At 67.9% G+C, this 14,002-nt stretch carries 14 protein-coding genes; 12 read left to right on the top strand and 2 right to left on the bottom strand.

The window, feature by feature from the left end; translation table 11 throughout:
- Positions 1-112: 112 nt before the first annotated feature.
- Complete coding sequence (phoU, locus tag MJ797_RS09870; protein ID WP_239333939.1) at positions 113-754, bottom strand: phosphate signaling complex protein PhoU; 642 nt, start codon at positions 752-754, stop codon at positions 113-115.
- Positions 755-1,205: 451 nt separating this feature from the next.
- Between phoU and MJ797_RS09865 the strand changes: the two genes are divergently transcribed.
- The 12 genes from MJ797_RS09865 to MJ797_RS09810 all read left to right on the top strand — a co-directional run bounded on the left by MJ797_RS09865 (position 1,206) and on the right by MJ797_RS09810 (position 12,779).
- Positions 1,206-2,336, top strand: coding sequence for a cell wall metabolism sensor histidine kinase WalK (locus tag MJ797_RS09865; RefSeq protein WP_239334046.1), 1,131 nt, complete (start codon positions 1,206-1,208; stop codon positions 2,334-2,336).
- Positions 2,337-2,339: 3 nt separating this feature from the next.
- Entirely contained in the window at positions 2,340-3,020 is a 681-nt protein-coding gene (locus tag MJ797_RS09860) for a response regulator transcription factor (RefSeq protein WP_239333937.1), read from the top strand.
- 156 nt (positions 3,021-3,176) lie between these two features.
- A complete protein-coding gene (locus MJ797_RS09855) occupies positions 3,177-4,271 on the top strand; it encodes a Ppx/GppA family phosphatase (RefSeq protein WP_374581877.1) in 1,095 nt (364 codons plus the stop codon).
- Positions 4,272-4,497: 226 nt separating this feature from the next.
- Positions 4,498-5,475 (top strand): sugar phosphate isomerase/epimerase, encoded by a 978-nt coding sequence (locus tag MJ797_RS09850; RefSeq protein WP_239333933.1) that lies wholly within the window; start codon positions 4,498-4,500, stop codon positions 5,473-5,475.
- A 112-nt stretch (positions 5,476-5,587) separates the two neighbouring features.
- Positions 5,588-6,337: a class I SAM-dependent methyltransferase gene (locus MJ797_RS09845; protein WP_239333931.1), complete on the top strand. Its 750-nt coding sequence runs from the start codon at positions 5,588-5,590 to the stop codon at positions 6,335-6,337.
- A gap of 121 nt (positions 6,338-6,458) precedes the next feature.
- Positions 6,459-7,418 (top strand): proline dehydrogenase family protein, encoded by a 960-nt coding sequence (locus MJ797_RS09840; protein WP_305039695.1) that lies wholly within the window; start codon positions 6,459-6,461, stop codon positions 7,416-7,418.
- Positions 7,419-7,451: 33 nt separating this feature from the next.
- Complete coding sequence (proC, locus tag MJ797_RS09835; protein WP_374581874.1) at positions 7,452-8,255, top strand: pyrroline-5-carboxylate reductase; 804 nt, start codon at positions 7,452-7,454, stop codon at positions 8,253-8,255.
- 291 nt (positions 8,256-8,546) lie between these two features.
- Complete coding sequence (locus tag MJ797_RS09830) at positions 8,547-8,645, top strand: 30S ribosomal protein bS22 (RefSeq protein WP_003948845.1); 99 nt, start codon at positions 8,547-8,549, stop codon at positions 8,643-8,645.
- Between the two features lie 220 nt (positions 8,646-8,865).
- Positions 8,866-9,744: an S-adenosyl-l-methionine hydroxide adenosyltransferase family protein gene (locus MJ797_RS09825; protein ID WP_239333925.1), complete on the top strand. Its 879-nt coding sequence runs from the start codon at positions 8,866-8,868 to the stop codon at positions 9,742-9,744.
- A 182-nt stretch (positions 9,745-9,926) separates the two neighbouring features.
- Entirely contained in the window at positions 9,927-10,967 is a 1,041-nt protein-coding gene (locus tag MJ797_RS09820; protein ID WP_239333923.1) for an NAD-dependent epimerase/dehydratase family protein, read from the top strand.
- Between the two features lie 195 nt (positions 10,968-11,162).
- Complete coding sequence (locus MJ797_RS09815) at positions 11,163-12,476, top strand: 1-acyl-sn-glycerol-3-phosphate acyltransferase (protein ID WP_374581872.1); 1,314 nt, start codon at positions 11,163-11,165, stop codon at positions 12,474-12,476.
- 81 nt (positions 12,477-12,557) lie between these two features.
- The gene (locus MJ797_RS09810; RefSeq protein WP_239333921.1) at positions 12,558-12,779 is read left to right on the top strand and encodes a hypothetical protein; all 222 of its coding nucleotides are present in this window, start codon (positions 12,558-12,560) and stop codon (positions 12,777-12,779) included.
- 87 nt (positions 12,780-12,866) lie between these two features.
- Here MJ797_RS09810 and MJ797_RS09805 read toward each other — a convergent pair whose 3' ends face one another.
- Entirely contained in the window at positions 12,867-13,769 is a 903-nt protein-coding gene (locus tag MJ797_RS09805) for an HAD family phosphatase (protein ID WP_239310904.1), read from the bottom strand.
- Positions 13,770-14,002: the final 233 nt, after the last annotated feature.

The raw sequence follows: 14,002 nt of genomic DNA, 5'->3' as shown, positions 1-14,002 counted from the left end.
ACCGGCAATAGGGACGCGACGCCGCGTCTCCTGTGGCCACAGCCGCCCAGAAGCAACAGGACGGTACAGCTGCCGGGCGCGTTCCCGCGCCTGGCAGCCCGCCCAAGGGGCGTCAGGGCTTGTGGCCGGTCACCAGATAGATCACTCGGTGGGCGACCGATACCGCATGGTCGGCGTAGCGTTCGTAAAAGCGGCCACACAGGGTGATGTCGATCGCCGCTTCCATGCCGTAGGTCCATTCGGTTTCCAGCAGCACGTGGAAGAGCTTGCGATGCAGGGCGTCCATTGAGTCGTCGTCGCTCTCCAGCTCCTTGGCGAGAGCGGCATCGTGGCTTGCGATGACCGACCCTGCCTTGGCCACGATCCGCTGCGCCACCTGACCCATCTCCAGGATGGTCGAGTGCAGCTCCGGCGGGATGGCGCGCCCGGGATAGCGCCGTCGGGCCACCTTGGCCACGTGCAGCGCAAGATCGCCCATGCGCTCGAGGTCAGCGACGATCCGCAGCGTCGTGACCATGATTCTTAGATCGGTGGCAACTGGCTGTTGCCGTGCCATTATTTCGAAGGATCTTTCCTCGATCTCGTTACGGAGAAGATCTACGGTTTCGTCGGCGGTGATCACGCCCTCGGCAAGCTGGAGATCAGCGTCGAGAAGTGCCGTTGTGGCTCGTGCCATCGCGGAGGCAACCAGGTTGGTCATCTCGACGAGTGACGAGTTGATGCTCTCGAGATCGTCGTGGAAGGCGTCCCGCACGGACGGCTCCTTCGGGTTCGCGGCGGTTGTCGGCCCATTTGATCACAGTGGAGACGGGTTTTGTGGTAATTACCACATACCCGCCGTCCCCGGCGCCACGGGTCGACATCGGCGGTCCGGAAGGCTGCCACCGCCCGCGGCCTCGAACATGCCGTGAGGTAGCGCGAGGCGGCGGTGGCTTCCCGGACAACGCATGGTCCCGACCGTTGCGCCACCCTACCGTGATCAAACGATGGTCCGCGGCGCTCGCCCCTTGGTGAACGAATCGCATGAGGCGGATGAACTCCTGGCGACGATCGGCTCTGGTTGGCTTGATGCACGCGCAGGCTACGGCTGGGCACCTACGATTCGGCCCGTGGGTGACGGTGTGGGTGAGCGAAGACCTGGGTTTGCGCTTCGCCCGAATTCATCCGGCCCGGCGGCGCGCCCCGCTCCGGAGCGGCCCGCGGCCCTGCCTGACGCGGCCCCGCCCGACGCGCCGGCCGCGCAGCCAACACTGCCGTCACGGCTCATCGGGCGGCTCGTCGACGGGCTGCCATCCGGGCTGGTCGTGTTGGACGCGGATGACGTCGTGGTGCTCGCCAACCCGGCTGCCCAGACGATGGGCGTGATCGACGCTGGCCGTCTGGTTCTCGACGAGCTGGGTGACCTGGCCGGACAGACCCGCGCGGACGGCGTCGGCCGCGACCGGCAGCTCGGTCTGCCGCCGCGCCCGGAGCCGCCGTTGACCCGCCCGCGTCCTGATCAGGAGGCGTTCGCCGTGCGGGCCCGCACCCTGCGGCTCGGCTCGGACGGCCATGTGGCTGTGATCCTTGACGACGTCACCGAGGCGCGCCGGGTGGAGGCGGTCCGCCGGGACTTCGTGGCCAATGTCAGCCATGAGCTCAAGACCCCGGTCGGCGCACTGCATGTGCTCGCCGAAGCCGTCGCCGTCGCCAGTGACGACCCGGTCGCGGTCCGGCGTTTCGCCTCCCGGATGACGCGTGAGTCCTCCCGGCTCGCGCGGCTCGTCCAGGAGATTATCGATCTTTCCCGTCTGCAGGGTGCGGATCCGACGCCCGACCCGCGACCGGTGCGGGTGTCGGCGGTGCTGGCCGAGGCGTTGGACCGCACCCGGCTGACGGCTTCGGCCCGTGAGATCACTGTTGCCGTGATCGGCGACAGCGATTTCGCTGTCAGCGGCGACGAGGGCCAGCTCGCGACCGCGTTGGCGAATCTGCTCGACAACGCCGTCAGCTACTCGCCGACGGGCACCCGGGTGGTCGTCGGGGTCCGCCGGGCGGGCGACACGGTTGAGCTGTCCGTCGCCGACGAGGGCATCGGTATCGCCGAGCGGGACCTGGAGCGGGTGTTCGAACGCTTCTACCGTGCCGACCCGGCGCGTTCCCGCCAGACGGGTGGCACAGGGCTCGGGCTTGCGATCGTCAAGCACGTCGCGACGAACCATGGGGGAAACGTCAGTGTGTGGAGTTCCGAAGGCGCCGGCTCGACCTTCACGATCAGATTGCCTCTGTTGCGGGCTGACGTCGATGCTGATGCCGATGTTGAGCGTGGCAACGACAGTGATGACAAAGGAGCGTGAAGGGTGACCCGCCTTCTGGTCGTGGAAGACGAGGAGTCGTTCTCGGACGCGTTGTCGTTCATGCTTGAACGGGAGGGGTTCGAGGTCGCGGTCGCCACGGACGGGCCGGCCGCGCTGGCCGAGTTCGAGCGGCACGGCGCTGATCTCGTCCTGCTGGACCTGATGTTGCCCGGGCTGTCCGGAACCGAGGTCTGCCGGGCGCTGCGTCAGCAGTCGGCGGTGCCTGTGATCATGCTCACGGCTCGCGACAGCGAGATCGACAAGGTTGTCGGCCTGGAACTGGGGGCCGACGACTACGTCACCAAACCGTTCTCCGCCCGTGAGCTGGTCGCCCGTATCCGCGCGGTGCTGCGCCGCCGCGGCGAGGCCGAGGAGCGCGTCACCGCCACGCTGGAGGCCGGCCCGGTCCGGATGGACGTCGAACGCCATGTGGTCACTGTCGACGGCACCGCCGTCCCGCTGCCGCTGAAGGAGTTCGAGCTGTTGGAGATGTTCCTGCGCAACGCGGGCCGGGTGCTCACCCGCGGCCAGCTGATCGACCGTGTCTGGGGGTCGGACTACGTCGGGGACACCAAGACCCTTGACGTCCACGTCAAGCGGCTGCGTACGAAGATCGAAGATGAGCCGGGCAGCCCGCGCCATCTGGTGACCGTCCGAGGCCTGGGTTACAAGTTCGAGCCCTGATCATTGCCGTATCTTGGTTGGGGCGGGGCACGTTCAAGATCTTCGGTGTGGCGTGCGGTGGCCAGACGACTGACCAGGAGTGGATGCGAGCGTGGTGAAGCTGTTGCGGCCAGCACAGCGCGGACGGTTGGTTGTCACAGCGGGTGGATGTGTGCTGTGTCGGTGAGGCCAGCCATCGGTGATCAGCCGGCGGCTGATCCGGACGCGGTGAGTCGGCAAGCCACTGCCCGGGATGCGCTGACAGCGGACGGAGCCCGGCCAGCAGGGCTGAGCCAGGCTGACGGTCAGGTGTCCGTGCAGCGCGTGTCGGCCGGCCGGATGCGCCTCGGCGTGATCGATATCGGGTCGAACACCGTGCATCTGCTGGTGGTCGACGCCCATGTCGGTGGCCAGCCGCTGCCGGCGGCCAGCGTGAAGGTTCCGCTGCGGTTGGTCGAGCTCCTCGATGACGGCGGCGTGCTGTCCGCCGAGGGCGAGCGGACCCTGACGGAATGCATCATCCAGATGCGTGGCCGTGCCGACGACCTCGGCGTGGACGACCTTGTGGCGTTCGCCACGTCGGCCCTGCGTGACGCCACCAACAGCGAGGAGGTCCTGGCCAGGCTGCGGACGGCCAGCGGTATCGCGCTCGCGGTCCTGCCCGGCCCGGATGAGGCACGCCTGACCTTCCTGGCGGTGCGGCGCTGGTTCGGCTGGAGCGCCGGGCGGCTGCTCGCGCTCGACATCGGCGGTGGCTCACTGGAGATCGCGGCCGGGATGCACGAGGATCCCGACGTGGTGTCATCCCTGCCGTTGGGGGCGAGCCGGCTCACCCGTGACTGGTTGGCCAACGACCCGCCCAAGCGCTCGGAGGTCGCGGCGTTGCGTCGGTACGTCCGAGCACATATTGCGCCGGTGGTCTCGAACCTGTATGTGGTCGGCGAGCCCACCCGGGCGGTGGCGACGTCGAAGACCTTCCGGTCGCTGGCTCGTATCGGCGGTGCCGAGCCGTACAGCCGCGGCCCGTACGTGCGCAGGGTCCTGCGTCAGGACACGCTGCGGGAGATATCCGCCCGCCTGTGCAAGATGTCCGCGGCTGAACGCTGTGGCCTGCCGGGGGTGTCAGCTGATCGCGCAAACCAGCTCGTCGCGGGGTCCGTGGTGGCCGCCGAAGCCCTCGACCTGCTCAACCTGAGCGAGGTGGAGATCTGTCCGTGGGCGCTTCGTGAGGGCGTCATTCTGCGTAGGCTGGACTGGTTGACGTCCGCCTGACCCGAGAGCCGGTGCTGAGGGCGGATGCTGACGGCCGGCGGCCCGGATCCGCGCGTGCTGCCTGGGCACGTGGGGCCGAGTACCGCAATGGTGTCCGGATGTTCATTTCTCGGACGGTGGTGAGCCGCCGCGGGGGTTTGGTGGATCCCCGCGGGGGTCCCGGAGACCCGATGACGGCACGTGAGGTGGCAGTGAAGATCGAGCGGGCACACCCTACTCTGGAAGGATGCCCGAGGCGTCAACCCCAGCGCCGCGGCTCGGGGGCGCCGAGGCCGCGGGCGGCGGTATGCGGCGCCCACAAGGACCGGCGCGAGGTTTCGCCGTATCTTCCCGTGGCACCGCATACCCGACCGTGATTGCTCCCCGCCGCGCTGACCGGATCACCGCCAGGGTGCCTTCGGCGAAGATTGCGCTGTCGACCGCGTCGACGTACCCCGAATCGACGGCGGCCGCCTTCGAGATGGCCGCGCGGCTCGGCTACGACGGTGTCGAAATCATGGTGTGGACGGACCCGGTAAGCCAGGATCCGGAGGCTCTGCGGCGGCTTGTCGATTACCACGGTATTCCGATTCTCGCTGTTCATTCCCCATGCCTGTTGCTGACCCAGCGCGTATGGGGAGCTGAGCCCTGGGCGAAGCTACAGCGGGCCCGTTCGGTCGCCGAGACACTGCGGGCGCCGACCATCGTCGTCCACCCGCCGTTTCGCTGGCAGCGTGACTACGCTCGCGATTTTGTCGAGGGCATCGAAAGGATGGCGGACGAGACAGCCGTCCGCTTCGCGGTCGAGAACATGTTTCCGCTGCGCGCGCGCGGGCGGGAGATTTCCGCGTACGCGCCGGACTGGTCGCCGCTGGGTGATGACTACCGGCATGTCACCCTGGACCTGTCGCATACCAGCGTTTCGCGTTCCGACGCATTGGCCATGGCGGACGAGCTGGGCGAACGACTCGTTCACGTCCACATGGCCGACGGCAGCGGACTGGCCAAGGACGAGCACCTCGTGCCCGGACGCGGCAACCAGCCTTGCGCTGACCTGTTGGAGAGGCTGGCGGCGCGGGGATTCGACGGCACCGTAGTCGTAGAGATCAATACGAGGCGAGCGGAGTCCCGGGCTCAGCGGGAGGCCGATCTCGCCGAGGCGCTGGCGTTCACCCGGCTCAATCTCGCCGCCGCGCCCGCGACGGCGAGCAGCCGGCCGCGTTGATCGAGCGCTGATCCAGCTCCGCGAGCAGCGGGGCCCGCCGCGATCGACCGGCGATCGACCGACGGACGCGGATGTCCTTCACGGCGTTCCGCGATGATGACACGATGCTCTGGTGGGCACCAGGTCGCTGTTCGATCCGTTGGTGGACGCCTATGACGCCGCGCGGCCGTCCTATCCGGATCGGTTGTTCGCGGATCTGGAGTGGCTGGCCGGGCGTGAGCTCGCGGGTGCCGACATCGTAGAGGTCGGCGCGGGAACCGGCATCGCGACCCGTCAGCTGCTGGCCCATGGCGCTCGGGTGATCCCGGTGGACCACAGCGCGGTGATGCTCGGCCGCCTGCGCGAACGCACGTCCGGGCTGGGCGCGGTACGCGCTGATGGTGAGGCTCTTCCGTTCACCGGCACTGTGGCGGACCTCGTCTGCTATGCGCAGGCATGGCATTGGGTCCGGGTGCCGGTGGCCGCGGCCGAGGCCGCCCGGGTGCTGCGACCCGGCGGTGCGCTCGCCGTCTGGTGGAATGACGTCGACGGTGCGGATCTTCGCTGGTACGAACGCCAGCAGCGGCGGTTGGAGGCGATGAGCCCGGGCTACCAGCGGGATTACCGGCTCCGCCCGTGGGCGGATGAACTGCGGTGGACGGGTCTGTTCGCCGAAGTCGTGACGGTGTCTGACCGGTGGAGCCGGACGCTTGCGCTGGACGCGTATGAGCTGTGGCTCCGCTCGAAGTCCTACGTCCAGGCGATCGGGGATCGCCTGGAGGACTTTCTGGCCGCTGAGCGGAAGTCGCTGCTGGAGGCGTTCCCGGACGGTATGATCACTGAGCCGTTCCGCACGGTGCTGGTCGTCGCCCGCCTCGCCTGACAGCGGACCGGACGAGGGCAGGTTGCCGCGAGCGGGAAGCATCCCTTCCCGGGCTTCTGCCGCGCGTCAGCGGTCTGGCCACGGCCTGCTGGGGGAGGCTGGAAGGGTGTTGCGTACCGCGATGTTGCGAACAGCGGTGCTGGCCGCATCGAGCGATCATCGGGTCCGGCGGTTCGTGTCGACGAGCCCGGTCACCCACGGCGTGGTCAACCGCTTCGTCGCGGGCGAGGACGTTTCCGCGGGGGTCGGTGTCGCGGGCCGGCTGTGTGAAGCCGGTCTGCGGGTGTCCCTGGATGTTCTCGGTGAGGACGCGATCGACCGGCAGCGGGCGTACGAGTCCGCCGTGACCTATCGTGACCTGTTGCGTGCGCTTGCCGACGCGGGCCTCACCCCGGCCACGGAGGTGTCGCTCAAACTCTCTTCGTTTGGCCAGGCGTTCGACGCGCCGCTCGCCCGCGAGCTCGCGTTCGGGGTGTGCCAGGCAGCTCGGGACGCGGGCACCTGCGTCACCGTGGACATGGAGGACCACACCACAACCGACGCAATCCTGACCACAGTGGCCGAGCTGCGCCGGGAGTTCGACGAGACAGGCAGCGTCGTCCAGGCGTACCTGCGCCGCACCGAGGCGGACTGTCATGATCTTGCTGTCGCCGGTGGCCGGGTCCGCCTGTGCAAGGGCGCGTATGCCGAGCCGTCGTCGGTGGCCTTCACCCGCCAGACCGAGGTGGCCGCCTCCTACGCGCGGTGTCTGGCGATCCTGATGGCTGGGCGGGGCTACCCCATGGTCGCCACCCATGATCCTGCGTTGGTCGAGCTGGCCGGCCGACTCGCCGGGGCTGTTGCTGGGGGCACGGCCGACCTGGTACAGCCGGATCCGGGTGGCCCCCGCCCCCGGTCGTTCGAATATCAAATGCTCTTCGGTGTCCGGCCGGGCGAGCAGCGACGCCTCGCCGGAGCGGGTGAGGTGGTCCGGGTCTACGTACCGTGTGGGCGGGAGTGGTACTCCTACCTGATGCGGCGGCTTGCCGAGCGCCCGGCCAATCTGCTGTTCTTCCTGCGGGCGCTGCGGTCATCCCGATAGGAGCGGCGCCGTGCGGTCGGTTCCAGTGGAGGGATGTTCATGACGGTCGCGATTCTCGGTGCCGGCAAGCTGGGCGAGGCGCTGTTGTCCGGTATGCTCCGTTCTGGTCATGATCCAGATGATCTTTTTGTGACCGCGCGCCGCTCCGAGCGCGCCGAGGAGCTGTCCGCCCGCCACGGGGTCGAGGCGTTGTCGAATCCGATCGTGGCCGCTCGGGCGAGCGTGCTGATACTCACGGTCAAGCCGCAGGACATGACCGCTCTGGTCGATGAGATCGCGGCCGTTGTCACCCCAGAGCACCTGGTTGTCTCGGTGGCGGCTGGTATCACCACCGCCTACCTGGAGCAGCGGCTCGCCGTGGGGACACCGGTTGTGCGGGTGATGACGAACACGCCGGTCCTCGTGGACGAGGCGATGTCGGTGATCTCGGCGGGCGCCCATGCCGGCGAGGAGCACCTGCGGCGCACCGAGGATCTGCTGGCGCCGGTCGGGAAGGTCGTCCGCGTGCCCGAGGCACAGCAGGACGCGGTGACGGCGTTGTCCGGCAGTGGCCCGGCCTACTTCTTCTACCTCGTCGAATCGATGATCGATGCGGGAATCCTGCTGGGTATCCCGCGGGCGGTCGCGGCTCAGCTGCTGGTGCAGACCGCGGTGGGGGCCGCTGTGATGCTGCGCGATTCCGGCGAGCATCCGGTGATGTTACGGGAGGCTGTGACCTCCCCGGGCGGGACAACGATCAATGCTATCCGGGAGCTGGAGAAGCACGGGGTCAGAGCCGCGTTGCTGGCCGCGATCGAGGCGGCCCGGGACCGGTCCTGCGCGCTCGCCTCCGGTTAGGAGCGCCCGGCAAAGGGGACGCGGCGTCGCGGGGCTGGGGCACACGGCTCGCTGATCCGCGTACGTCGTGCCAGCCGGCTCCGGTGGTCCGGGATGGCTCCGGTGGTCCGGGATGGCTGGGTCCGGCGGGTGCCCAGCGCCTGATGGGGGTGCGGTTGTGGGTCCCCGGCGCTCCATCGGAGGCCCCGGGACCCGAGCCACTCCGGGGGCGACGCAGCCGGCACGGGTCTGGGAGCGGGTAGGCTCAGCCGACAGTTCGTTCGGCTTTCCTCAAACAGATCGGTCGGGTTCGTGGGTTCGGTTATCAAGAAGCGTCGTAAGCGTATGGCCAAGAAGAAGCACCGTAAGCTCCTGAAGCGCACGCGCGTTCAGCGTCGTAACAAAAAGTAGTCGCGCTGCTACTTTGCGGTACGCAATTTCTTCTCCTGGCTGCCGCGCTGTTCCGCATGCCCGGGACGGAAAACTGACACGTTGAATTCCGGCGGTTCGGGCGGAGTGCTGTGTAACGGTCCGGTTTCGGCGGTAGGTCCTCGACTGCCGGCTGCCAGGTCTTGTGGGAAGCTCACATGTGACGGGTGGCAACGGAGCCAGCCTCGGCACAGGGGATCGTATGGCGGGTTTGTGGATCAGTTTTCTGTCGGATTACGGGCTGGACGACGCCTGTGTGGGTGTGTGTCACGGGGTGATCGCCAGGCACGCCCCGGATGCGCGGGTGATCGATATTTCTCACGCGGTACTCCCGCAGGATGTCGAGCACGGTGCGGTCATGCTGGCGGGGGCCGTCGGCTACCTGCCCAGGGGGATACACCTCGCCCTGGTCGAACCACTCGGTACCGACGGCCGGTACGTCCGCGGGATAGCAGTGCGCACCGCGGACGGGTCGATCATTGTCGCGCCTGACAACGGGCTGGCTTCGCTCGCCTGGGAGATGCTGGGCGGTGTTGCCGAGGTTCACGAGATCGCCAACCGGGAGCTGTGGCTGCCGATGCCGACCGCGGTGTTCCGCGGCCGGGACGTCTACGCCCCGGTCGCCGCGCGGCTGGCGGTCGGGCTGCCGCTGGAGGACGTGGGGCCGGGGCTGGATCCCGCCGGCGTGGTCCAGCTGCGGCCACGCGCCTGTTCGGTGGATGAGGACCACATCCATGGCGAGGTCGTCGACATCGATCATTTCGGCAACCTCGCTCTGAACATCACTCGCACGGATCTCGAGGCTGCGGGCATCATCCTCGGCGATCCGGTTGAGGTGCGCATAGCGGGACGTACCCTGACGCTGCGATTCACCCATACCTATGGTGAGGTTGCGGTCGGTCATATTGCGGTCTGCGAGGATTCACTACGCCGCGTTATGATCGCTGTTAACTGCGGGCGGGCGGTGGATGTTTTGCGCGTGCGTCGCCGCGCCGCGATTGTGATCGCTCATGGCCCTCGCGAACCGCGTTCACGATCGGTGGCGTCCGCGGAGCCACTCTCGCGTTCTGCTTATATCTGATTTCACCCGGTGATCGATTGGCGGTGTTCGGGGCCGACTGGACGTGGTGTCAGGTCACATTGCGTCCGCTAACGCGGGCTAACGTCGGCTAATGGGACGCCACGCCACGGACCACGGCGCGTTGCCGTATGGACAACCGCAGGGCGTAACATGACGTCGGGACCGGGCAGGGGGCGACCAGAATGCGACCGCGTTGCGTGCTTGTCACCGGTGTTTCCCGACCCCTCGGCGCGCAGGTTGCGAGTGTCTTTGCGGCTGATCCGGAGATCGAGAATGTGATCGGGGTGGATACCATACCCCCGCATGGCGATCTCGGGTGTACGCAGTTTGTCCGCGCGGACATCCGCAATCCATTGATCGCGAAGGTCATCGGCGCCGCCGCGGTCGACACCGTGCTTCATCTGAATGTCATCGCGACTCCGCTCGGTGCCGGGGGCCGGAGCGCGATGAAGGAAATCAACGTCATCGGCACCATGCAGCTGCTTGCGGCCTGCCAGAAGGCGCCGAGCGTTACAAAGGTGATCGTCAAGTCCACTACCACAATTTACGGATCGTCGCCCCGGGATCCGGCTTTGTTCACGGAAGAAATGGAACCGCGTGCTCTTCCCCGCGGTGGTTATAGCAAGGACGCCTTCGAGGTGGAGGGATACGTCCGAGGTTTCAGCCGGCGCCGGCCGGATGTCACTGTCAGCGTGCTGCGTTTCACGAACATCGTCGGCCCCGGAATTGACAGCCCGTTGACCCGTTATCTCGAGCTGCCGGTTGTCCCGACGGTGCTCGGGTTTGACCCGCGCCTGCAGCTGTTGCACAGTGAGGACGCGCTCGGTGTGCTGACGAGGGCCGCGATCGAGGATCATCCCGGCACGTTCAACGTGGCGGGGGACGGCGTCCTCCTGCTGTCCCAAGCGGTACGGCGCGCGGGGCGGGCGCCGCTGCCGGTGCCGTCACCCGCCGTGGTGACGCTGGGAAACCTGGTCCGCCGGTCCCGGCTGCTGGACTTCTCCGCGGAGCAGCTCGGCTTCCTCGCGCACGGCCGTGCTGTCGACACGACCCGTTTGAAGCAGGTATTCGGCTATGTCCCGAGATTCACGACGCTGGAGACATTCGACGACTTTGTACGAGATCGCCCGATGCGTTTCGCGATCGACCGTGAGACTGTTATCCGGGTCGAACGCGGCTTGTTGGGCGTACTGGCGCGACGCAGGCTTGTCGGGACGTCGTGACCCGGAGCCGCCCGCTGCGGTAGCCGTGCGGCGGGCGACGTCGGCCGCCGGGGACGGTGGCCGCCAGGGCCCGTGGTGGGCGACGGTCGCATGGTCATGTTTTTTCGGTCTGGCTCGGCAGGCGCATCTCAACGGCTGAGGAACCCTGGCAGCCCGCGGGTGCGGGGCAGGTCTGGTGAAAAGGTGGTCACTGGTGTGAGTGAAGCGCGGATCATCCAGCTTGGGAGTAAGGACGGGCGTGCCAGGACGGGGACCGCCGCGCAGCGGCGTTCCCGGCCGCCGGGCCCGTCGGGCGTTGACCGGGGCGGCGAGACGGTCCCGGTCGAGGACGAGCCGATTGCCGACGTGCCGCCGACCGAGCACATGACCGCGGCCGGCAGTCCCCACCCGGATCCGGACGCGGGTCGTCCCGCCGCATCTGGCCGGGCGAACGCGGACGCGAACCCGGCCGAGACAGGCCGGGCCAAGACGAACCGGGCCAAGACGGACCCGGTTGGTGATGATCGCGTCACGCCCGGTCGGAACGGGTCCGCGCACAGCGCTCGGGACGGTGGTGAGGAGCTGACGGCCGCGCCGCGGGAGGCGGCCGCGGGCGGCGAGAGCGATCCGGCGGGAGACTTGGGTATGGCACCCGCATCGATGCTGCCCGCCGAACCGTTGGCCGATGCGGGCAGTCTCGAGCAGGCTCTCGCGGGTTTCCTCGCGTTTTTGCGGCGACGGATCACCGGCGACTACGTGGTCGACGAGCACGGTTTCGACGAGGATCTTACCGAGAACGTCATCGCGCCGTTGCTCCGGCCGATCTACCAGAACTACTTCCGGGTCGAGACCCGGGGGCTGGAGAACGTTCCGGACACCGGTGGCGCGCTCATCGTGGCCAACCATTCGGGTACGGTGCCGCTGGACGCGATGATGACCGCGCTGGCAATCATGGACCATCATCCGGCCCATCGACACCTGCGGATGCTCGCCGCGGATCTGGTGTTCGCCGTCCCGTTTCTCGCGCCGGTCGCACGCAAGACGGGTAACACCCTCGCCTGCCAGCCGGACGCGGAGCGGCTGCTTGCGGGCGGCCACCTGGTCGGGGTGTGGCCGGAAGGCTTCAAGGGAATCGGGAAACCGTTCAGCGAGCGGTACAAGCTCCAGCGCTTCGGTCGTGGGGGATTTGTCTCGGCCGCTTTGCGAGCCGGGGTCCCCATTATTCCCTGCACCATCGTCGGAGCCGAGGAAATTTATCCCATGATTGGGAATCTCCGGATGCTGGCCCGGCTGCTCGGGCTGCCCTACCTGCCGATCACCCCTACTTTTCCCTGGTTCGGGCTGTTCGGGCTGCTGCCTCTTCCGTCGAAATGGCTCATCGAGTTCGGTGAGCCCGTGGACACCGAATCGCTGACCCCGGCGGCGGCCGAGGACCCGATGTTGGTGTTCGAACTCACCGATCGTATCCGGGAGACGATCCAACATTCTCTCTACGGACTCCTGATGCAGCGTCGATCGGTATTCTTCTGACACATGACGACTGCGGACCGACCTCACGCTCATGGTTTTTCCCAGGCGACCGGACGTTTCAGGGGATCCAGGCGGACGTGGGTGGCCCGCTGTTTCGTATTCGTTTACCTGCTGTCAGTAACCGCCGTGGTTGGCCTGCTGGCCGCGGTCGATGATGTTTTTCTGGCGAGCTGGCTGGCCGCGCTCGAGCTGGCCTCGGTTGTGACCATCGTTGTTGTGACCCGTGGCACGCCGCCCAGCCCGCCGCGGGCCACCCGGCTCGGTACGCCGAGAGATCCCGGTATGCCGAGCGGTCGCCGCTGACGACGCTGCCGGTTGTGGCTGTGGTATCGGTCAGTACGGCGACAGGTGACGGACGGTGACAGGCGGCGGGAGTGCCCGCGGCCAGGGTCAGCCGGCCGCGTCGCTGTATCGGCGGCGCAGCGCCATGCCGGCCGCGACACTTCCGGCCAGCGCCCCCATACCGGCCGCTGTGGGCACTCCGATACGGGCGGCCTTGCGCGCGGTACGAAAATCCTTGATCGGCCAGTCGCGTTCGCGGGCGACGGCCTTCAGGTCAGGGTCTGGGTTGATTGCCACGGGATGGCCGACCAGCGACAGCATGGGCAGATCGTTGATGGAGTCCGAATACGCCCAGCATCGGGACAGATCCAGCTGCTCGCGTTCGGCGAGGGCCTGCACCGCGGCTGCCTTGGCCGGCCCGTGTAGTGGATCACCGACGAGATGGCCGGTATAACGCCCGGCCGCGACCTGGCTGACCGTTCCGAGCGCGCCGGTGAGGCCGAGCCGCCTGGCGATGACAGCCGCCAGCTCGACCGGTGTGGCGGTGACGAGCCACACGCGTTGGCCTGCGTCGAGGTGCTGCTCGGCCAGCGCGCGAGTACCGGAGTAGATGCGTTCCGCCATCCGCTCGTCGTAGATCTCTTCGCCGAAGCGGACGATCTCGGCGACTTCGCGGCCGGCGACGAAGGCGAGCGCGGTCTCCTTGACGTCCCGCATCCCATCGGTGTTCTCCAGCCCTCGGACCCGGTAGGTCACGTGCTGCCAGCCGAACTTCAGCAGCTCCCGGGACTGGAAGAAGTCGCGCGCGGCAAGCCCGCGGGCGAAGTAGAAGATGGACGCTCCCATCATCATGGTGTTGTCCACATCGAAGAAGGCAGCCGCGGTCGGGTCGGGTGGCGCCTTGGCCGCGGACTCGGCGGCCGCCTTGAGCGCCGCGGTCGCGGCCGCTTCGGCATCGGCTCTGCGGGCGCGGTCGTCAGCTGTCCGTACCGGGCGTGATCGAAACCGCATCGTGATCTCCTGGACGTCCACGGCCCACGGAAGGGCCACGCTGTCACTGCGACCTGGGAAGCGTACGGTGCGGTGCGGCTGTGCGGCGGTACTCGGCGCCGGCCGTCGCCAGGTTCCCAGCAGTTGTTGGACGACATCGACGCCGCCGACGATCCGTCCCGTGGCGTCAGTGACGGTGTCGAGGGCAGTGGGCTGGCGTTGTGTTGGAGCGCCCAGCAAGAGGGGTGTGGATC

The sequence above is a fragment of the Protofrankia sp. CiP3 genome, from assembly GCF_917627345.1.
Lineage (GTDB): Bacteria > Actinomycetota > Actinomycetes > Frankiales > Frankiaceae > Protofrankia.
Note: the sequence above shows the minus strand (reverse complement) of the source record. Positions and strands in the feature narration are given on the sequence as shown.